Source organism: Rhodoferax ferrireducens (assembly GCF_049302455.1).
Taxonomy (GTDB): Bacteria; Pseudomonadota; Gammaproteobacteria; order Burkholderiales; family Burkholderiaceae_C; genus Rhodoferax; species Rhodoferax ferrireducens_B.
Map to the genome: position 1 here is coordinate 122116 of NZ_JBAQMD010000040.1, position 20467 is coordinate 142582.

At 63.0% G+C, this 20467-nt stretch carries 13 protein-coding genes; 5 read left to right on the plus strand and 8 right to left on the minus strand.

Going from position 1 to position 20467, the window contains the following annotated elements; genetic code table 11:
• Complete coding sequence (gene treZ, locus WA157_RS07655; protein WP_422620378.1) at nucleotides 1-1857, plus strand: malto-oligosyltrehalose trehalohydrolase; 1857 nt, start codon at nucleotides 1-3, stop codon at nucleotides 1855-1857.
• A complete protein-coding gene (locus WA157_RS07660; RefSeq protein ID WP_422620379.1) occupies nucleotides 1850-6958 on the plus strand; it encodes a malto-oligosyltrehalose synthase in 5109 nt (1702 codons plus the stop codon). The genes treZ and WA157_RS07660 overlap by 8 nt, the downstream gene beginning before the upstream one ends.
• Nucleotides 6959-6973: 15 nt before the next feature.
• On the opposite strand, the gene WA157_RS07665 is transcribed toward WA157_RS07660, so the two are convergent.
• The 5 genes from WA157_RS07665 to WA157_RS07685 all read right to left on the minus strand — a co-directional run bounded on the left by WA157_RS07665 (nucleotide 6974) and on the right by WA157_RS07685 (nucleotide 14294).
• Entirely contained in the window at nucleotides 6974-9379 is a 2406-nt protein-coding gene (locus WA157_RS07665) for a glycoside hydrolase family 65 protein (RefSeq protein ID WP_422620380.1), read from the minus strand.
• A complete protein-coding gene (gene otsB / locus WA157_RS07670) occupies nucleotides 9376-10980 on the minus strand; it encodes a trehalose-phosphatase (protein WP_422620381.1) in 1605 nt (534 codons plus the stop codon). The genes WA157_RS07665 and otsB overlap by 4 nt, the downstream gene beginning before the upstream one ends.
• A gap of 160 nt (nucleotides 10981-11140) precedes the next feature.
• Nucleotides 11141-11488 carry an HPF/RaiA family ribosome-associated protein gene (locus tag WA157_RS07675; RefSeq protein ID WP_422620382.1) on the minus strand — a complete coding sequence of 116 codons (348 nt, stop codon included), beginning with the start codon at nucleotides 11486-11488 and terminating at the stop codon, nucleotides 11141-11143.
• Nucleotides 11489-11568: 80 nt separating this feature from the next.
• Complete coding sequence (locus WA157_RS07680; protein ID WP_422620383.1) at nucleotides 11569-13029, minus strand: phospholipase D-like domain-containing protein; 1461 nt, start codon at nucleotides 13027-13029, stop codon at nucleotides 11569-11571.
• A gap of 173 nt (nucleotides 13030-13202) precedes the next feature.
• Nucleotides 13203-14294, minus strand: coding sequence for a mechanosensitive ion channel family protein (locus WA157_RS07685; RefSeq protein WP_422620384.1), 1092 nt, complete (start codon nucleotides 14292-14294; stop codon nucleotides 13203-13205).
• Nucleotides 14295-14771: 477 nt separating this feature from the next.
• On the opposite strand from WA157_RS07685, the gene WA157_RS07690 reads away from it, so the two are divergent.
• Nucleotides 14772-15203 carry an antibiotic biosynthesis monooxygenase family protein gene (locus WA157_RS07690; protein ID WP_422620385.1) on the plus strand — a complete coding sequence of 144 codons (432 nt, stop codon included), beginning with the start codon at nucleotides 14772-14774 and terminating at the stop codon, nucleotides 15201-15203.
• Here WA157_RS07690 and WA157_RS07695 read toward each other — a convergent pair.
• The 3 genes from WA157_RS07695 to WA157_RS07705 are packed head-to-tail and all read right to left on the minus strand — an operon-like array spanning nucleotide 15121 to nucleotide 18266.
• A complete protein-coding gene (locus WA157_RS07695) occupies nucleotides 15121-15900 on the minus strand; it encodes a slipin family protein (protein ID WP_422620386.1) in 780 nt (259 codons plus the stop codon). The genes WA157_RS07690 and WA157_RS07695 overlap by 83 nt on opposite strands.
• Before the next feature lie 21 nt (nucleotides 15901-15921).
• Entirely contained in the window at nucleotides 15922-17388 is a 1467-nt protein-coding gene (locus WA157_RS07700) for an NfeD family protein (protein ID WP_422620387.1), read from the minus strand.
• Nucleotides 17385-18266 carry a universal stress protein gene (locus WA157_RS07705; RefSeq protein WP_422620388.1) on the minus strand — a complete coding sequence of 294 codons (882 nt, stop codon included), beginning with the start codon at nucleotides 18264-18266 and terminating at the stop codon, nucleotides 17385-17387. The genes WA157_RS07700 and WA157_RS07705 overlap by 4 nt, the downstream gene beginning before the upstream one ends.
• Nucleotides 18267-18460: 194 nt before the next feature.
• Here WA157_RS07705 and WA157_RS07710 point away from each other — a divergent pair, with 194 nt between their 5' ends.
• Both WA157_RS07710 and WA157_RS07715 read left to right on the plus strand, forming a co-directional pair.
• Complete coding sequence (locus WA157_RS07710; RefSeq protein WP_422620389.1) at nucleotides 18461-19534, plus strand: AI-2E family transporter; 1074 nt, start codon at nucleotides 18461-18463, stop codon at nucleotides 19532-19534.
• A gap of 243 nt (nucleotides 19535-19777) precedes the next feature.
• Complete coding sequence (locus tag WA157_RS07715; protein WP_422620390.1) at nucleotides 19778-20404, plus strand: TVP38/TMEM64 family protein; 627 nt, start codon at nucleotides 19778-19780, stop codon at nucleotides 20402-20404.
• The last annotated feature ends 63 nt before the right edge of the window (nucleotides 20405-20467 follow it).

Sequence of the window (20467 nt, forward strand, 5' to 3'; positions counted from 1 at the left end):
ATGAAACACGCCCATGCCATGCCTTTTGGCGCCAGTGTGCTGTCGGGCGGTGGCGTGCACTTTGCGCTGTGGGCGCCAGGGGTTGGAAAAGTCGTGCTTGAGAGCGGGCCAGACGCTGGCGCGCTCGCACACTTGATGGCGCGTAGCGCCGACGGGTGGCATCAGCTGACGCTGCCCGGCGCGCAGGCCGGCGACCACTACCGCTACTGTCTGCCCGACGGCCTGCGCGTGCCGGACCCAGCCTCGCGCTGCAACCCCAGCGACGTGCACGGCGCCAGCCAGGTGATTGACCCACACGCCTATTTGTGGCGGCACGACACCTGGCGCGGCCGCCCCTGGCGAGAGGCCGTGATTTACGAATTGCATGTTGGCACCTTCACCCCCGAGGGCACCTTTGCCGCAGCACAATGCCGCCTGGCGGCGCTGGCCGAGCTCGGCATCACCGCCGTGGAACTGATGCCGCTCGCTGAATTCCCCGGTCGGCGCAACTGGGGCTATGACGGCGTACTACCCTTCGCGCCCGATGCCTCCTATGGCACCCCGGACGGGCTCAAAGCCCTGATCGACACCGCTCACGGGCTCGGCCTGATGGTGTTGCTGGATGTCGTGTACAACCACTTCGGGCCGGAGGGCAACTACCTGCACGCCTACTGCCCGCATTTTTTCAACCCGGCGCACCAGACGCCCTGGGGCGCGGCCATCAACTACGACGGTGCCGATTCGCGCACTGTGCGCGACTTTTTTATTCACAACGCAATTTACTGGGTGGAAGAATTCCAGTTCGACGGCCTGCGTATGGATGCCATTCACGCCATACGTGATGACTCCGAACGCCATATCGTGCGCGAGATCTGCGAAGCACTGCGCGCCGGCCCGGGTCGTGAGCGCCAGGTTCATGTGGTTTTGGAAAACGACGCCAACCAGGCATCCCTTCTGTCGCGCGACGCCAGCGGTGATCCGCTCGCCGCAACAGCGCAATGGAACGACGATCTGCATCATGCCGTCCATGTGCTGGCCACCGGCGAAAACGATGGCTACTACCTTGACTACGCCGACGCACCCGTGGCCCAACTCGGGCGGGCACTGGCGCAGGGTTTCATCTACCAGGGGCAGCCCTCGCCGTTTCGTCATGGCGAGCGGCGCGGCGAGCCGAGCACACAGCTGCCACTGGCGGCCTTTGTCTCTTTTTTGCAGTCGCACGATCAGGTCGGCAACCGCGCCTTCGGCCAACGCATCCATGCATTGGGCGATCCGGTGCTGGTGCGTGCCGCCCTCGCCTGCGTGTTGCTGTCACCGCACATCCCCATGCTGTTCATGGGCGAAGAGTTCGCCGCCTCCACGCCCTTTCTGTACTTCTGCGATTTCGGTCCAGCGTTGGCGGATGCGGTGTCGCGCGGACGGCGTGCCGAGTTCAGCCGCTTTGCCGCGTTCGCCAGTGAAGCTACCCAGGCGGGCATTCCTGACCCGAACATGGAAACGACCTTCCTGGCGTCCAAACTGCGCTGGGAAGAGCGTGACATCGCGCCTCACAAGGATTGGCTGGACGAGGTACGCCACCTGCTGCACCTGCGCCAACGCCGACTGGTACCCCTGCTGGCCGGCCAACAAGGCACTGGCCGCTTTCACTGCGAGGGCGAGACGCTGTCGGTTCAATGGACGCTTGACCACGCGGGCACTCCAGCGAATGGTGCGTGCCTGCATCTGCTCGCGCATTTCGGCATGCAACCGCGCGTCGGCGTGGTGGCCCCGCCGGGCGAACGCCTCTACGGAACCGGCCTTGAACCCGAGGCGGGTGCCACGCTGCGGCTCGCGCGCGGCGCAGTCGTTCTAACGCTGCAGGAGAGCGATCTTGTCTAGCCCGAGGACCGAGCACAACGCGCAGGCGTTGAGCCAACTGTGCGCACACTTTGGCATTGCCACTGAGTACGATGACATCTGGGGCACGCGCCACCCGGTAGCACGCGCGAGCTTGCTGGCCTTGCTGTCGGATTTCGGCGTCACACTGGCTGACGAATCGAACGCGCCTGACGCACTCGCAGCCGTGCTGCGCTGTGCCTGGCACCAGGCGCTGCCGCCGGTGGTGGCGATTCAGGCGTCGGCGCCGGCGTGGGACGTGTCGCTGCGCCTGCCCGCCTCGCTGGCCCGTATCCGCTGGCAACTGCGCGAGGAAACCGGCACTGTGCACCAGGGCGAGGTCGCCGCCGATGCGCTGCCCGAGATCGACCGAACCGAACTCGACGGCGTCAGCTGGTGCGAGCGCAAGCTGTCGTTCAGCTTGCGGCTGGCCGCTGGCTACCATCGCCTCAGCGTGACGGACCTGGCCGGCGAGACACTGGTGGTCAGCGCACCCGAGCGTTGCTATCGTCCGGCGGCACTGCAGAATGGCGGCAAGGCCTGGGGACCCACGGTGCAGCTGTATGCACTGCGCTCCCCGCGCAACTGGGGCATCGGGGACTTCAGCGATCTCGCGCAGTTGGTCGCACAGATGGCTGAACGGGGTGCCGACATCATAGGCATCAACCCCTTGCACGCGCTGTTCGTGCACAACCCGGCCCATGCCAGCCCTTACAGCCCCTCATCGCGCCTGCAACTCAACGTGTTGTACATCGATGTCGAGGCGGTCGATGATTACGCCAGCTGTGCAGCGCTGGCGCGGCTGGTTCATTCCTTCGAGTTTCAGGGCCGGCTGGCGCGCCTGCGCGAGGCGCCGCTGGTCGACTATGTTGGGGTTGCCGCAGTCAAATTCGAGGCGCTCGAATTATTGTTCAGTCATTTCCGTGAACACCATTTGACGCCCGACGGTCTGCAGGCGGGCGACGACGCCGGACGCACCTTTCTCGCGTTCGTGGTCCAAGGCGGCGAAGCGTTGTACCGCCACGCCCTCTTTGAAGCGCTGCGGGCGTATTTTCATGCCAACGATGCCGCCATTGGCGGTTGGCCGGGATGGCCGCTGGCGTACCAGGATCCCGACAGTCCCGAGTTGAAATCCTTCGCCGAGCAACACGCCGAGCGTGTGCAGTACCACCAGTACCTGCAATGGCTGGCGGCCAGCCAGTTGGCACGCGCGAGCGACTACTGCCAGGCGCTGGGCATGGGTGTGGGCCTGTATGTTGACCTCGCAGTCTCGGTCGATCGCGCGGGCTCCGATGTCTGGTGCGAGCGCGCGTGCTTTGCCGCGGATGCCAGCATCGGCGCCCCGCCCGATAAGTTCAATCCGAATGGCCAGGGTTGGGGCTTGCCGCCGCTGCGGCCGGACCGCCTGCGCGCGAGCCAGTATCGCTACTTCATCGACACCTTGCGCGCCAATATGCGCGGTGCGGGCGCGCTGCGCATTGACCACGTGATGGGCTTGATGCGCCTGTTCTGGATACCCCCCGGGCAGACCGCGCGCGCGGGCACCTACGTGCATTACGCGCAGGACGAGATGCTGGCCATCGTCGCGTTGGAGAGCCAACGCAACCGCTGCATGGTGATCGGCGAAGACCTGGGCACTGTAGCCGACGAGGTGCGTGCGGCGCTGGCGCGTTTCGACGTGCTGTCCTATCGCCTGCTGTACTTCGAACGCCAGGACAATGGCGAATTCAAACCGGCGACCGACTACCCGGCGAATGCGCTGGTGGCCGTCAGCACGCACGATCTGGCGACACTGGCCGGCTGGTGGTGCGGACTGGACTTGCGCCTGCGCCTGCAGCTCGGCCTGTTCCCCGACCTGCAGGTCTTCGATAAGCAACTGCTCGACCGCGCCCAGGAGCGCGTGCAGCTTCTGTTGGCTCTGCAGCATGCCAACCTGCTGTCGGCGCGCGAGGTGGCGGATGTTCTGGCCGGGTCAAACCTGCCGGCGCATGCAGCACAGGCGGTTCACGCGTTTCTGGCGGCAACACCGTGCGCGATCATGACGGTCCAACTCGAGGACGCGCTCGGCATCGCTGAACAAATCAATGTGCCCGGCACCACCGATGAACAACCCAACTGGCGGCGCAAGCTGCCGCTGAACCTGGCCGCACTGGCCACTGACGAGGCGATGCTGAGTTTGAGCCGCACCCTGTCCGGGCTGCGGCCACGCGGGTCCGGTGCGGCCTCCAAGCGCAGCCGTGCCCAGGCGATCGTGCCGCGCGCCACCTACCGACTTCAGTTCCACAAGGATTTCACCTTCATGGATGCCATCCGCATCCTGCCCTACCTGGCACGCCTGGGTGTAAGTCATGTCTACTGCTCGCCGATCCAGCGGGCACGCGCCGGCAGCATGCATGGCTATGACGTGGTGGCGCACAATGAGGTCAACCCCGAACTCGGCGGGCGTGAAGGCTTCGAGTGCTTCTGCGCGGGCTTACGTGAACGCGGCATGGGCATGCTGCTCGACATGGTGCCCAACCACATGGGCGTCATGGGCGGCGACAACGCCTGGTGGATGGACGTGTTGGAGAACGGGCCGGCCTCGCTTTTTGCCCAGCACTTCGACATCGACTGGCAGCCGCTCAACCCCGAACTCACCGGCAAAGTGTTGCTCCCTGTGCTGAGCGACCACTATGGCGATGTCCTCATGAGCGGCAAGATCGAGCTGCGATTTGACGACAGTGCCGGCAGCCTGGCGCTGCATTACTTTGACCATCGCTTCCCGCTGGCGCCCGAGAGCTACCCGCAGGTCTTGATGCCGGCGCAGGCGCGGCTCGGTGATGTGGACCTGGCCGCCAGCGTGGCCAGCACGGCCACCGCTTTCGGTCACCTGCCCGGGCGCGACGTTGCCGACCCCGATGCACGTGCCGAGCGCTCGCGTGACAAGGAGTTGCTCAAGGCCCGCCTGGCGCGGCTGGCGCGCCAGGCGAGCGTGGCGCAGGCCATCGCCAGCGTGGTGGCGGAACTCAACCTGGCGGGCGCACGTGATGAGTTGCATGCGCTGATCGAAGTGCAGGCCTACCGGCTCGCCTACTGGCGCGTCGCCGCCGACGACATCAACTACCGGCGCTTCTTTGATATCAATGAACTCGCCGCCCTGCGCATGGAGCGCAAAGAGGTGTTCGAGGCCACGCAGTCGTTTGCACTGGACCTCGCCGCGGCCGGCATGGTGGACGGGCTGCGCATCGATCATCCGGACGGGCTGTACGATCCGGCGCGCTATTTCCAGCAACTGCAGGAGGGCTACGCGCGACGCGCCGGCCTGCTGCTGGCGGGCCCGGATGAGCAGGGCCGGCCGGCCCGACCACTCTATGTGGTGGCGGAAAAGATCGCCGCGCTCCACGAGGATATCCCGCTCGGCTGGCACATCCACGGCATGACCGGCTACCGTTTTGCCAACTCGGTCAACGGGCTGCTGGTTGACCCCTCGGCGGCGGCCAAATTCGCGCTGATCTGGCGCAACTTCACCGCCGTCAGCGAGAGTTTCGACGAGCTGGCCTATGCCGGCAAGCTCGACATCATTCGCACCGCGCTGGCCTCCGAGCTCAATGTCCTCTCAACCGAACTGCTGCGCATCGCACGCGCCGACCGGCGCACCCGCGACTACACACTCAATGCGCTGCGCCGCGCCTTGACCGAGGTGGCCGCCTGCCTGCCGGTCTACCGCACCTACATCATTGAATCGGCCTCCGAGCAGGACCAGCGCTTTGTCGACTGGGCCGTGCGGGATGCCGAGCACCACAGCCATGACGCCGACCTGTCGATCTTTGGCTTCATACGCCAGACCCTGCTCGGGCAGGCGCTGCCCGATGCCCCTGAGAGCCTGTGCCAGCGTGTGCGCCGCTTTGCCATCCGGTTCCAGCAATTCAGCGCGCCGGTGGCGGCCAAGGGTGTCGAGGATACGGCTTTTTATCGCTATTTCCCCTTGAGTTCTCTCAACGAGGTCGGCGGCGACCCAAGCCGTTTCGGCGTCACGGTGGCCAACTTTCACGCCGCCAACGCCGCGCGGGCCGCGTACTGGCCGCACAACATGCTGGCAACTTCCACCCATGACAACAAACGCTCGGAGGATGTGCGCAATCGCATCAACGTGCTGTCTGAAATGCCTGCGCGCTGGCGCCTGGCCTTGCGCCGCTGGCGCGCCCACCACCGCGGCCTGCGCCACAGACTGGAGGCAGGGGGCGCAGCGGCAGGGGCGCCCTCGCCCGGCGACGAGTACCTGCTGTACCAAACGCTGCTGGGCACGCTGCCCGTAGGCGAATTGGACGAGACGACACTGGCGCCTTACCGCGAACGCATCATGCGCTATATGCAAAAGGCGGCGCGCGAGGCCAAGCTCCACACCCGCTGGACCCATCCGGACGAGAACTACGAGGCCGCGCTCGAAGGCTTCGTGCGGGCGCTGCTGGGGCACAGTGAAAACAACACCTTCCTCACCGAACTGCAGGCGCTCGGCGCCACGCTCGCGTGGTTCGGCGCACTCAACAGCTTGAGCACGACCCTGCTCAAGTTGAGCTCCCCGGGTGTGCCGGATTTCTACCAGGGCCACGAAACCATCGGCCTGACGCTGGTGGACCCGGACAATCGCCGGCCGGTTGACTATGAGGCGCTGAATCAAAATCTTGCCTCACTGGAGTCCCTCGATCCAACGCAGTTGCCAACGCTGATGGCCGCGCCGCAGGACGGCCGTGCCAAGCTGTGGATCACCTGGCGCCTGCTGGCACTACGGCGCGAGCGGCAGGCGCTGTTTCGCGATGGCGACTACACCGCGCTCAAGGTCAGCGGCGCGCATGCCCAGCACGTGGTCGCGTTCGCGCGTCGTCATGAAGGCGCAACGCTGGTGGTCATTGCCGGACGCTTGTTTGCCCGGCTGCTCCGGGAAGCGATCCTCCCACCACTGGGCGAGTCCGTCTGGGCCGACACCACAGTCGCGATCAACCTGCCCGACGGCACGCGATTGACCAATACACTGACCGACGAGACACTCATCGTCGAACACGGGCACATCAAGCTGGGCGTAGCGTTTGCGCGCCTGCCGGCCGCCGCCTTGCTCGGTCCGACTTGACGCAATCCTGCTTTCTTACAGCGTGAATTCCTTCGTCTGTCCATGCCGGAGTTCATGGACATCATTCTTGAAACCGATCTTGATGGCCTCTGGCGTGACGCCCGCCACCTCGACTGTGAGCACGTCGCCGGATACCGTCATGGTTAGCGACTTGTTGCGGTAGTGGATATGGATGCACAGACTGTCGATGGTCTTGGGCAACTGCGGGTTGAGCCAGAGCACGCCTGCGCGCGCCTCTACCCCGGTGTAAGCACGCTGCATCATGTCCACTGTGGAGGCCATGGCGCCCAGATGGATGCCTTCCGGCGTGGTGCCGTCCTGGATATCCTCCACGTCGCTCATCAAAGCCTGGGCAAACAGGCGCCAGGAACCTTCGCGATCAGAGCGCGCCAGCACCCAGGAATGCGTGACACGACTGAGCGTGGAGCCATGCGAGGTCCGTTGAAGGTAGTAATTGATGTTTTTCGGGATGGTGTCGTATCCAAATGGGTAGTCAAGACGCTCGAAGAGCGCGCTCAATTCTTCCGACGAGAACAGATAGAACAGCATCAGCACATCGGCCTGCTTGGAAACCTGGTAGCGGTTGGGCGTGTCGCCCTCCGCGTCAAGGACACGATCCAGACGCTGGATATCACCATATTTTTTGCGGTAGCCTTCCCAGTCAAATTCCTCCAGGCGGTCGTAGTGTTCAAACTGACTGATGATGCCGTCACCGTGAAAAACCACACGCAACCTGCGGCTGACATGGTCCCAACGTGCCAGTTCTTCCGGGCGCAGTGCAAGTGTGTCACTCAATTCCTGGCGTCGTTCCTGCGGCAGTAGTTCCAGCACTTCCAGCGCGCGGCAAAGCACCCACACGGCCATGACGTTGGTATAGGCGTTGTTGTCCAGCCCCGGCCGTTCACTGTCCGCATAGGCGTCGTGGTATTCATCCGGGCCCATCACACCCAGAATCTCATAACGTCCCAGGTCCTCGTTGTAAGTGGCAATACTGGCCCAGAAACGGGCAATTTCAAGCAGCATCACCGCCCCATAAAAGGAGAGAAATTCCATGTCCTGGGTGACCTGGAAATACTGCCAGACGTTGTAGGCGATGGCCGCGTTGACGTGGCGCTGCAAATAACTCTTGTCCGGGTTCCAGCGGCCCGACTTCGGATTGAAGTGCAGGCGTTGGCTTTCCTCGCGCCCATCACTGCCGCTCTGCCAGGGATACATGGCACCGTCATAGCCGGCCTTGCGTGCTGCAGCACGGGCCGCGTCAAGGCGGCGGTAACGGTACATCAGCAGCGCGCGGGTGATCTCTGGCACGCGCAAATTCAAAAACGGAAAGATAAACAGCTCATCCCAGAACACATGGCCGCGGTAAGCCTCGCCATGCAGGCCGCGTGCCGGAACGCCCGCGTCCTGGTCCATGGTGTGCAACGACACAGTTTGCAGCAGGTGGAAAATATGCAGCCGCAGCACCAGCACCGTCGGCAACCCCTGCTCAGGCTCGCGCGTCCCGATGCTTATATCGAAACGCCCCCACAAGTGCCCCCAGGCCAGCACATGACTTCGCAACAGATCCCGAAATCGCCCGGCGCGCGCAATGCTCTCTTCTGCTGCCAGTCCGCACTCTGAAGTGGCCCTGTCCTTCGAACTGTGCAAACTGACGATTTTTTCAATGGTCAGCGGTGTTTCTTCTGTGATATCCAATTCAATGTGCTGGGCAATATAGCCAGGCTCCTGCAATGTCTTGCGCGCACAGGCAAGGGGCTGATCATTGGCCCATAGCCGTGTGGCGGCAGCCTGCACCACCTCAATGCGCGACTGGCTGGTACGCACCCTGAGAAACAGGGTCTCTGCGTCGAGCGTACGGGTTTCCAGCAACTCCAGATGCCGGTTGCCCAGGCCCCGGTAACGCGCAACACCATCATTGACAACCCGGCCATCCAGCGCCGAGCGGATTTCAATGCGCCCGGACCAGTTTTCGGCGGTCAGCGTGGTTTCCAGCGCCGCAAGGTGCGGCTGCTGCATGTGCACCAGGCAACGGCTGGCCAGCCGCGTCACGCGCCCTTGGCCATCCTTGAAACGCAGGCTGCGCAGCAGCACACCCTGTTTGATATCGAGTTCCCGCCTGTATGCCAGGATCTCCAGCCCTTGTAAATCAAACCACTCGCCACCGGCAATTCGGAACGTGAGGGCCAGCCAGTTCGGCATATTGACCAGATCTTCGTTTTCCACGTCGCGCCCACCGACCTGGCTCACAAGCCGGTTGTAGCCGCCCGCGAGATAGGTGCCAGGATAGTGCACGTCGTCTGCATCCGCTTCGGGCGCAGCGCCGCGAGTGGCGAAATAGCCATTGCCCAGGGTGCACAGGGCTTCGCGCCGCTTTTCCTGGGCCGGCTCGAAATCTTCATAAATCAGGGACCACTGACTCATGCCCTTTTCCCCTCCGCCAGGGTGGCAAGTTCACTCAGAAAACGTCGAACTTCTTCAATGCTGCCCAGGGCGTACTGCGCTGCGGTGTCGCGGGGCTCGTCCCGCACCAGGATGCCGATGCCGTTGCCTTGCGCGTTCAGCGACCTGAACGCATCCTCGTCGGTGATGTCGTCCCCAAGATAAAGCACGAATGCATCGGATTGCGCCAGGCCGAGCTTTCCGAGCAGCCAGATCATGGCCCGGCCCTTGTCCCAGTCGATATCCGGCTGCACTTCAAAAATCTTCTTGCCGTGGGTCTTGCGCAGTCTCGGATGTGTTGCAAGCACCGCATTCACAGCGGGCTCCACGGCCTCCAGGTCTGTCTGCCCGACCAGGCGGAAGTGGACTGCGATGGCGTATTTCTTGCGCTCGACCAGAAGGCCGGGGATGCCCCCAAGTCGCTCCCGCAGCGCCAGCTCGGCCTGGTCGAGCTGGGGCAGAAATTCGCTGCCCTGCTCCTGCTCGAAGTGCATGCCCTGGGGGCCGCAGATTTCGAAGCCATGGCTACCACCATAAACAATGTCTTTCAAACCCACCTTTGCCTGCACATCGGGCAGATCCCGGCCACTCATCACGACCACCGTGCAGCTTCGGGCCAGTGTGCGCACCGCATCACGCATGTCGTCCGACAGCAGTGCCAGCTCAGGGCTTTGCACAATCGGCGTCAACGTGCCGTCATAGTCAAGAAAAACCGCCAGGCTCCTGCCTTTCATGCGGGCCTTGATGTCTTCGAACGCCACCATGGCGGAAGGCAGGCCGTCACTGCGCTGGCGGGTAAGAACGGTTTTCTTCGCTACGCCGACTTCCACCAGGTCGGCGACCACCACGTGCGCGCCCGCGTCTTTCATTTCTTGTGGATGACCGCCGCGGTCCACGCCGATGACCATGCCAAACCCACCACGTCGGCCCGCCTGCACACCGGCAAGCGCATCTTCCACCACCACGCTGCGCGCCGGTTTCACGTCAAGTTGCCGGGCCGCTTCCAGGAAAACATCAGGGGCAGGTTTTCCGGCCAGGCCCAGGCGTTGTGCCACCGCCCCATCCACCCGCACGTCAAACAGACCTGTGATGCCGGCGGATTCCAGCACTTGCGCGCAGTTGTTACTGGCGGAGATGATGGCGGTTTTGATACCCTGCGCCCGCAATTGATGGATAAGCCCAATCGTGGAGTCATACACTTCCACCCCCTGCTTCAGCCTCTGCAGGTACAGCAGGTTCTTGCGATTGCCGAGTCCGCACACGGTCTCCCGTTCAGGCGGATCAGCCGGATCGCCGTAGGCAAGAGCGACGCCGCGCGACTGGAGAAAATCGGCGACGCCGTCGTAGCGCGGCTTGCCGTCAACCAGACGGCGGTAGTCTGTTTCCACATCGAACGGGCGAAACGGCTTGCCGGTGGCGTCAGCCTGCTGTTGAAGAAAAGCGTCGAACAGCGCTTTCCATGCTGCGGCATGGACTTTGGCCGTGCGGGTGACCACTCCGTCGAGATCGAAAATCACGGCATCGAACACATCCCTGGCAAGGATGAGACGCGGCGATTCAGAGCTTGGGTTCTTGGCGTTCATGTCCGCTAGCTCCTCACTTCGTGGCGGGAAAAATTACGTGCGCCCTGCCAAGGCCCCACCAGACCTGATTGCCGCAAGGAGGCAGCTTCAGAATTTAAGAAGCAAGCTGCTGCCCCTTGCCTGACTTGACGCACCCCGGCTGTCAGTGCCGGGACCAGACTTACTCTTGCGCAGCGCGGATCGTGTCGCGCCCGTTGCGGTCCTTGACGCGGCCCAGGTCGGTGTCCAGCGCACGTGCAAGCTTGTCCACAGCGCCGATGAAGGCGTTGTTCATATTGTCGGCCTCGGCCGTCACAGTAAGCGGCTGGCGATTGACCACGCGGGCTTCAAGGCGACAGCGTTTGTCGTTGACACCAGATTTGCCCCCATCCACGTCGGTCAGGAAAACCTCCAGGCGGGTGATATGGTCTTGAAACCGGCCCAGACGGCTGCTCGCTTCGTCTCGCACCCATTGGGCCAGGGATTCGCCACCCTGGATGTGGTCGTCGGTATTCACTTGTATTTGCATGCTGTCTCTCCTTGGTTGGGCTTTGCACATTGGCCGAAACAGGCCATCAAATATGAGTTCCTTATAGCACGCCCTGGCCCTCACAAGTAAGGCGAGAGCAGCCAGACCAGCCGGTCGCGCAGGCGCCCCGCCAGAGACTGGCCCGCCAGCTCAGCGGCAGTGAGGCGGTGCGCATGGCGGATGCGTTCATCGACAAGGCCATCGAGTTGCTGCACCAACTGGGCATCGTGACACTCCAGGTTGTATTCAAAGTTCAACCGCAAACTGCGCGCGTCCCAGTTGGTGGAGCCGATCAGCGACCACGCGTCATCCACCAGAAACAGTTTGGTGTGGTCAAACCCGGGTCCGCTCAGATGCACACGGCAGCCGCTGGAAACCAGGCCGGCGAACTGCGGTCGCATCGCCCAGTCCATCAGCGGCAGGTTGCTGTGGGCGGGCAAAACGATGTCCACCACCACGCCGCGCAGCGCAGTCACCTGCAAGGTGGTGAGCAACACCTCGTCGGGCAGGAAGTACGGCGTGACGATGCGCACCCGGCGCCGGGCGATGGCCAAAGCGCCAAGAATCACCTGACGCATGTGGTCGATGTCGGCATCCGGGCCGTCGGTAACACCGCGTGCCAGCACCGGGCCGCAGGCTTCGTTGGCGGCAAACCAGGGACTGCCGTGTAATGCCTCGCCGGTGGTAAAGGTCCAATCGGTGGCAAAGGTGCGCTGCAAGTCAGCGACCACGGGACCTCGCACGGCGAAATGCAGGCATTGAACAGGCCGCTTCGGCTGGGTTGACAGCCAATGCACCGCGCTGATATTCATGCCGCCGGTGAAGCCAAGCTCACCATCGACCACCATGATCTTGCGGTGGTTGCGCAAATTGGCCTGAGCCAGCAGGCGGGTCAGGCGCGGCCGCAGGAACGCCGCTGCAGGCACACCCACATGGCGCAGTTGTTTGACCATGTTGCTACGGCTGTAGCGGGCCCCGACCGCATCAACGAGCACCCGCACCTGCACGCCGCGCGCCTGCGCCAGCGCCAGGGCGTCCACAAAGGCGAACCCGGCCACATCATGATTGAAAATGTAGCTGAGCAGCGTGACCGAGCGGCGGGCCCCCTCAATCGCGGCCAGCATGGCTGGGTAGGCTTCATCGCCATGGACCAGCGGCGTCACCGCATTGCCAGCCAGCAAGAATCGCCCTGTGATCTCACGCGTCAGCTGGTTGATGCCCGCCAGTTCGGGCAAACAGATGGCATCGGCCTCGATGAAAGCATCAGCGCTTCCCCCCTCCACCCGCCAAGTGTCCTTCAGCCCCAGTGCGACACCGGCACGCTGAATACGGTTCACGCCGAGCATCAGGTACAGCAAGGCACCCAACAGCGGGGCCAGCCAGGCCAGCGCGATCCAGCCGATGGCGGTCTGCACGTGCCGTTTGTTAAGCAAGGCATGCACCGTCACAGCCGCCGCGCAGCCCAAGTGCAACAGGGACACCAGCAAGGGCGCAAGGCCGTGCATCACCTGCAGCACGGATTCGAACCAGGAAGAGGTCATGCCCGCATGTTAGCCGTGCGTTTCCATGGCTTCACCCTTTTGGATAAGAAGCAGTTTGGCAAACCTTGCATAGGGGTCGCATTGACAACCTGGCGTGGGATCGCAATTCGCTATTGTATTGATAGCTACTAACGCTTATTTCACGGGGGCTAGAGCCCTAAAAAGCATAAATACTATTCAACTTTCGCGGCCACCGGATCTTCCGTCTTGACTTGGGACGGGCTGCGATTGAGGTACAGCGTCTGGGTCGGGAAGGCAAACTTGATGTCATGCTCGGCAAAGCGGCGCACCAGTTGCAGGTTGATCGCCTGCTGGACGTCCATGAAGACGTTGTAGTCGGGTTTCAAAACATAATAGACCGCCTCAAAATCCAGCGAAGATTGGCCAAAACTCTTGAAGTGGGCACGGTCAAAGCGGGCATCGCCCTGCGCCTCAATGGCTTGCTGAATCAGTGCCGCAATCTGCTCAAGTTTCTCTGCCGGGGTGTCGTAGGTGACTGCGATGGCGAACACGGCGCGGCGCTCCTGCATACGCTTGTAGTTGCGGATGCGGCTTTTCAGCAGATCATTATTGGAAAAAATGATTTGTTCGCCGCCCAGGCTGCGAATGCGGGTGGTCTTCAGGCCGACATGTTCCACGCTGCCCATCAGGTCATCCACAATCACGAAGTCGCCAATGACAAAAGGCTTGTCGATGGCGATCGACAGCGAGGCAAACAGGTCGCCCAAAATGTTTTGCACCGCCAGTGCCACCGCAATGCCGCCAATGCCCAGGCTGGTGACCAGGGCCGTCACATTGAGGCCGAGGTTGTCGAGCATCAGCAGCAAGACCAGCACCCAGACCACCACCCGGCCCAGGAAGGACAGCAGCGACAAGGTCATGGCGCGCGCGCCTTCGTCTTCCTTTTCTCCTTGGGAAAAACGGTGTTTCAGCCAGAAAATCAGGCCCCGGCTGGCCCAAAAGCCAGCCTGCAAAATGATCAGGGTGATGAAGGCTCGGTCAACGAATTTTTCCAGCGCAGCGGGCAGCGTCAAAAAATGGGTGCCAAGGTAGACGCCCGTGGCGGCCACCAGCAAAATGCGTGTGGCCGACAGGACTTCGACCAAGAAGTCGTCAATCACCGTATCGGTGGTCTTGGCAACGCGCTCCAGATGGTGCAAAACCAGCCGCCTCAGGATGTGCAGCAGCAGCATGAAGGCGCTAGCGGCCAGCAGCGCGTAGACCCAGTCCTGGGCGGTGTTGTTGTTTATCAGTTGACGAAACATCGTGATCAAATTCAAGTTTTCTTGACAGGATTTTGCGGCCATTCACACACCACCCGTGGTGCGCGGAAAAAATCTTTCAGCCGTACCAGTGCCTCGTGCGGGCACATCGTGATTGCCGTGGCCGGTACGGGCATCGGCGACACAGGGAATATCTTCGTAAAACAACCGCGTCGCCCTGGGAACAGACTTGCCGCACGGTCACAGTATCAATCTTGGCGCTGGGTTTATCCATTGGCAAGATGGCGCACCAGTCACTCACCCCACACCCAAAGTCGACTGGTTTGAGTTTCTTGTTTTGCTACCAAATAGATAGCTACTAACGCTTATTACACGGGGGCTAGAGCACTAAAATGCTTGAAAACCAATCAGCTTTCACCGCAGCCGGCTAGCCCGGCTTGGCTTGGGGTGCGCTGCGATTGATACAGCGTCTGGGCCGGGCGCGCGCGGATGTGCTGGTCGTCGCACAATGAAGCCACCATGAAATTCATTTTTGAAGTCCGGATGAAGCCCGGCTACACCGTGGACCAGTACGCTGCGGCCTGGATCCGCGCCAGCGAAATCATCCAGCGTACGCCAGGCGCGCGCGGCACTTTCCTGCACCGCAAGATCGGTTCGCCCGACACCCTGCTGGCGATTGCCACCTGGGAGTCCAAGGCGCACCGCGATGCCAAGGACGACAGCCGCAGCGACACCGTGCGCGCCATCCTCGAAAAACACGCCCAAAACTGCGAGGTCACGGTTATTGGCGAATTTGAAGAGCCGCAGTGGTCGGTGCTGCCGGACCCAAAAACGCCTTCGCCTGGCACGACCGATGCAGCGCAGCGGCTCAGCCAGGCGAGCCCGACTTTGGTCGCTCAGACAGGCGGTCCAGCACCGACGAAATCAGATCAATCGGCATCGGGAAAATGATGGTGGAAGTCTTTTCCCCGGCAATCGCCGTGAGCGTCTGCAGGTAACGCAACTGCATGGCCTGCGGGGCCTGCGCCAATTTTTGCGCCGCCTCCAGCAGCTTGGCGGACGCCTGCAACTCACCCTCGGCATGGATGATTTTGGCGCGCCGCTCGCGCTCGGCTTCGGCTTGCTTGGCAATGGCGCGCACCATGCTTTCGTTCAAATCGACGTTCTTGATCTCCACCTTCGAGACCTTGATGCCCCAGGCGTCAGTCTGCACATCAAGCACCTGCTGCAGTGCCTGATTGATCTTGTCGCGCTCGGCCAGCAACTGGTCAAGCTCGTGCTTGCCAAGAATGGCACGCAGGGTCGTCTGCGCCAGTTGCGACGTGGCCAACATGTAATTTTCGACCTGGATGATGGCGAGCTGCGAATCCACCACGCGGGCGTAGACCACGGCGTTGACCTTGACCGACACGTTGTCGCGCGTGATGACATCCTGCGGTGGCACGTCCATCACCACGGTGCGCAGATCCACCCGCACCATCTGCTGGATACCGGGTATCAAAATGATCAAACCCGGGCCTTTGACTTTCCAGAACCGCCCCAACTGGAACACCACGCCGCGCTCGTACTCGCGCAAAATACGCACCGATGCGACCACCAGCATGATCAGCACAATGGGGATGAAGCCGTATCCGAATTCCCAGTACATAGAGGTCTCCTTTACGTGACGTTATGGGCCTGAAGCCCCCAATGATCTCCTTGGCGCAGCGCCTGCGGTGGGCGCGGCCGCCATGGGTTCTACCTGCAACACCAGTCCCTCGCGTCCGGTCACCCTCACACGCTGGCCCCGCTGCAGCGGCGAGTCCGAGCGCACGCGCCAGCGCTCGCTGTGCAGACGCATCCAGGCGTCATGGGGCGTGGCCTCAAGAATCTCGCCGGTCGCGCCAATCAGCTCCTCCGACCCGCTGACAACCGGCCGCTTCCTGGCTTTGATCGCCATCCGAAACACCACCAGTACAAACAGAACATTCACCACAGCCACGGTGGCAATCAGCCCGAGCGGAATGCCCAAGCCCGGTGTTTCGGTGTCGATCAGCATGACCGAGCCGATGACGAAGGCGATGGTGCCGCCAATGCCCAAAGCGCCAAAGCTGGGCAGCAAGGCCTCAGCCACCAACATCACAAAACCGAGCACGATCAATGCGACCCCGGCATAACTCACCGGCAGCATCTGCAGCGCAAACATGCCCAGCAGGAGCGAGATCGAACCCGCCACCCCGGGCACGCCGAAACCCGGCGACATCAGCTCGAAGTAGATGCCGTAGATGCCGAGCAGCAGCAACAGGTAGGCCACGGTTGGGTCGGTGATGATTCCAAGCAGCCGGGTCCGCCAATCAGGCTCAATGGCGACCGTCCGCATCCCCATGCTGTCCACCGTGCGCGCAACACCGTCGCTCATCTGCACGGTACGGCCATGCGCCCGTTGTAATAGCGTGGGCAGATCAGCAGCGATGAAATCAATCACCCGCTGGCTGTGCGCCTCTTCTGCCGACAGGCTGACCCCGTCACGCACGGCACTGTCGGCCCACTCAACATTGCGCCCGCGCATCTGGGCCAGCGAGCGCAGATAGGCCGCCGAGTCGTGCACGATTTTGCGGGTCATGGCGTCAGCCGCCGGGCGTACTGTGTCTGCGGCGTCTTTGGGTTCACTCGCCTTGCCCTGCGGCGCAGCCGGGTTGGCAGGCCTGGGCTGCGGTTGCTGTGGTGTGCCAGGCAAGCCGCCCATTTGTACCGGTGTGGCAGCACCCAGGTTGGTGCCCGGCGCCATGACCGCCACATGGCTGGCGTAGACAATGTAGGCGCCCGCGCTGGCCGCGCGCGCGCCGCCGGGGGCCACCCAGGCAGCCACTGGCACGACTGACGCCAGGATGTCCTTGACGATCTGGCGGGTCGAGCTGTCGAGCCCGCCCGGCGTGTCAATTTGCAGTACCACCAGCGGTGCACGGTCATGGGCGGCCTTGTGCAGGCCGCGCGCAATGTAGTCGGCCGTGGCGGGCCCAATCGGGCCGGTCACCGTCAGCAGCGGCACGGCGGCAGCGACAGCGCCCGGCACCGGCTTATCCGGTGTTGCCACACGCTCCTGCGCGGCAACCAACAAGGCAATCGCCATGATTGCCATTGCCAGCGCATATTTCATGGCACGACCAGCACATCGCGCAGGGTGTGCTGCAACACCTGTTGGGCCATGCTGCCCAACAGGCGTTCGGCGCCTGCGCCCTGGCCATGATGGCTCACGGCTACGCAATCCGCAGGCAGTGCGGCGGCGCGCTCGAGGATGGCGCGTGCGGGGGAGTCTTCAAGTACCTCCGCGATCACCGGATGTTGGGTTTGCCGGGTCAGGGTCAGCGCCAGTTGCTCCAGTTGGCGCAGCGCCTGCGCGCGCATCGAATCGTCAGGCCCCGCCAACTGCTCCTGCGCCAGGGCCTGCAGCCACGCGGCGCGCTCCAGTGCAGGTGCGAGCGCCAGGACCAGGTGGTGCTGCGCCGCCGGAAACACGGCGACGGCAAAAGTTGCCGCGCGCATCGCATCCGCGCCCAAATCAACCGCGGCGAGCACCTTGGCATACGGCCGGGCATGGCCCCAACGGACGGTCAGCACCGGGCAGGTCGGCGAGCGCAGCAGCCTGGAGGCGGTGCTGCCCAGTCCCAACAGACCCGGCTCGGGGCGTGAACCGATCACCAGCAATGCGGTGTCGTGGGCAGTGACGTAGGCGTTGATGGCACTTGCTGCCTTGCCTACGGTGAAGCGTGCTTCAACCTGCAGCCCGGTTTGGGCGGCCAGCGATGCCGCCACCTCGGTCAAACGCCGCTGTATCTGAACATCCGGCGGTGGCTCTCTGGCCAGACGATGCGGGTCAAAGACGCCCTGCAGGCTGTGCCAGGCACTCACATCAAACGCATGCAGCAGGCGCAGCGACGCGCCGTGGGTCTGGGCCAACAGCACCGCCCGATCGACGGCCGCGTTGGAACCCGGTGAGAAATCCGTAGCCACCACAATGTTGTGAATCGGCGTCAAGGTCGTATCTCCTCATGCATCCCAAGCCCCTGCGTCACCGTCAATCGAAGGCGCTTGGTTTGATGCTCCATGATTTTCAAAACTCGAGTTTGATCATCGTCAACTGCAGGTGCTGACTGCGGGCCGATGCTGTTGTCCGCTGAACCAAAAAGCGCACACTGCGCTTATCTTATCTATCGTCACCAGGACCCACCATGACCGAACAGCAAACACCACTCTGGTTGCGCCGTACCGTACTCGCCGCCTTGCTGGGCGGCCTGCTGCTGGCGGGCTTTGTGGTGATGCAGCCATTCGTGGCGGCCATCGCGTGGGCAGCCATCCTGAGCTATGTCGCGTGGCCGCTGCATCTGCGAATGCTGGCGTGGCTGGGCGGTCGCCGGACCTGGGCCGCATTGGCCATGACACTCGTGCTGACCCTGGTTCTTGGCTTGTCACTGCTTTGGGCGGGCTTGTTGTTGCGCAGCGAGGGGGCGGCGGCCGTGCGTGAGGCCGCTGCGTTGTTGGAGAGCGGCGTGCGCCTGCCGGAGTCGATCCTGGGTATTGCGTGGCTGGGACCGTGGCTGCAGGAGCGCTTGACCGCGCTCAGCGGTGACCGTGCCGCCTGGGGCGCGCCATTGTCGGACCTGGCCGACCAATGGGGTGGTCGCGCCATGCGTATGGTCGGTGATCTTGGTTTGAATGCGCTGCGCCTCTTTTTTGCCTTGCTGACGTCTTTTTTCCTGTTCCTCGATGGTGATCGCATGCTCGAACAACTGCGCGGCGTCCTGTACGGCCTGCTCGGGAATCGGGTCCATGCCTATTTCAAGGCGGTGGGCGACACCACCCGCGCCGTGGTCTATGGCCTGTTGCTGGCTGCCTTGGCGCAAGGGCTGCTGGCGGGCCTGGGCTATTGGGCGGTTGGGGTCAGGGCGCCAGCCTTCTGGGGCGCGGCGACTGCCGTGGTGGCCCTGATCCCCTTCGGCGCGCCGGCGATCTGGGGCTCCATCGGTGCTTGGCTGTTGTTGAAGGGCCAGGTCAGCGCCGGCATCGGCCTGCTGCTCTGGGGCGCGCTGGCCGTGAGCTGGATCGATAACCTGGTGCGCCCGCTTGTCATCAGCGGCGTGGCCAAGATTCCATTTCTGCTGGTGCTGTTCGGCGTACTGGGTGGGCTGGTGGCGTTCGGGCTCATCGGTCTGTTTGTCGGACCGGTGATCCTGGCGATTCTGCTGGCGCTCTGGCGCGAATGGGCCGCCGACAATGTCCAGATGCGCGAGCCTCCGCCCGCTTGACACTCTCTGGCAAGCGCTGACGCTATCGTTTCAGTTCGGGTTCCCGCACACCGAAAGCGGGATATCGTGCTGATGGTCGCGTGGTTCAACGGATAATCCCGGCTGCAACCGCAACCCGAACGCTCGATGCCCACACCGCCTGCCCCCCCTCCGCCGCAGCCTCAGGGCCTGACCAAAGACACCGCTGTCGCACATGCAAGGCGCTGGGGCTCGTCAACCGAGATTTCGCGGCGCGCTGGAATCGTGATCGCCGTCCTGCTCGTCACCGGGCTGCTGGCCTTGTCTGACACTGTTCACCACCAGATCGTCGCCGGCCTTGCGCTGGCCGAACCGGTTATTGCCCAGCACCCTGTTCTGGGCGCACTGATTTTCATGGGGCTGGCGGCGCTCTCGGCCATGCTGATGTTCTTCTCCGGTGTGCTGCTCGTTCCCATCGGCGTGCAGACCTGGGGCGAGACGGGTTGCTTCCTCATGTTATGGAGCGGCTGGTGTCTGGGTGGACTCGTGACCTACGCCATTGGCCGGCGCCTGAAACGCCCCGCCGTGCAGCGCATGCTGTCCGGTGGAATGATCGACCGCTACGAAAGACGAATTCCCGAAGGAGGCTCCTTCGTCACCGCCGTGCTGGTGCAACTGGCGGTTCCGTCAGACGTTTCGGGCTACTTCTTCGGGCTGCTCGGCTACCCGCTGCGCGTCTATTTCGGCGCATTGATGCTCACCGAAATTCCGTACGCGCTGGGTACGGTTTTTCTCGGTAGCGCCTTCTTGCAAAGACAGTATGTGTTGCTGCTCTCGGCTGCCGGGGTGGCGCTTGTCGCACTGGGCCTGGCTTGGCTTCGGTGGCGGCACGAGCGGGCATCCCGCTTATAGCCGCAAGCACCCGCGGCGGACCGGCCCTGGCGATCTGGCTGTGAACGCTCTCCTGCTTGTTAT

Bases quoted from the DNA above. Each gene is read 5' to 3' on its own strand.
- WA157_RS07685 (WP_422620384.1), bottom strand. From the start codon at position 14,294: ATGTTTCGTCAACTGATAAACAACAACACCGCCCAGGACTGGGTCTAC.
- WA157_RS07695 (WP_422620386.1), bottom strand. From the start codon at position 15,900: ATGTACTGGGAATTCGGATACGGCTTCATCCCCATTGTGCTGATCATG.
- otsB (WP_422620381.1), bottom strand. From the start codon at position 10,980: ATGAACGCCAAGAACCCAAGCTCTGAATCGCCGCGTCTCATCCTTGCC.
- WA157_RS07690 (WP_422620385.1), top strand. From the start codon at position 14,772: ATGAAATTCATTTTTGAAGTCCGGATGAAGCCCGGCTACACCGTGGAC.
- WA157_RS07700 (WP_422620387.1), bottom strand. From the start codon at position 17,388: ATGAAATATGCGCTGGCAATGGCAATCATGGCGATTGCCTTGTTGGTT.
- WA157_RS07680 (WP_422620383.1), bottom strand. From the start codon at position 13,029: ATGACCTCTTCCTGGTTCGAATCCGTGCTGCAGGTGATGCACGGCCTT.
- treZ (WP_422620378.1), top strand. From the start codon at position 1: ATGAAACACGCCCATGCCATGCCTTTTGGCGCCAGTGTGCTGTCGGGC.
- WA157_RS07710 (WP_422620389.1), top strand. From the start codon at position 18,461: ATGACCGAACAGCAAACACCACTCTGGTTGCGCCGTACCGTACTCGCC.
- WA157_RS07665 (WP_422620380.1), bottom strand. From the start codon at position 9,379: ATGAGTCAGTGGTCCCTGATTTATGAAGATTTCGAGCCGGCCCAGGAA.
- WA157_RS07675 (WP_422620382.1), bottom strand. From the start codon at position 11,488: ATGCAAATACAAGTGAATACCGACGACCACATCCAGGGTGGCGAATCC.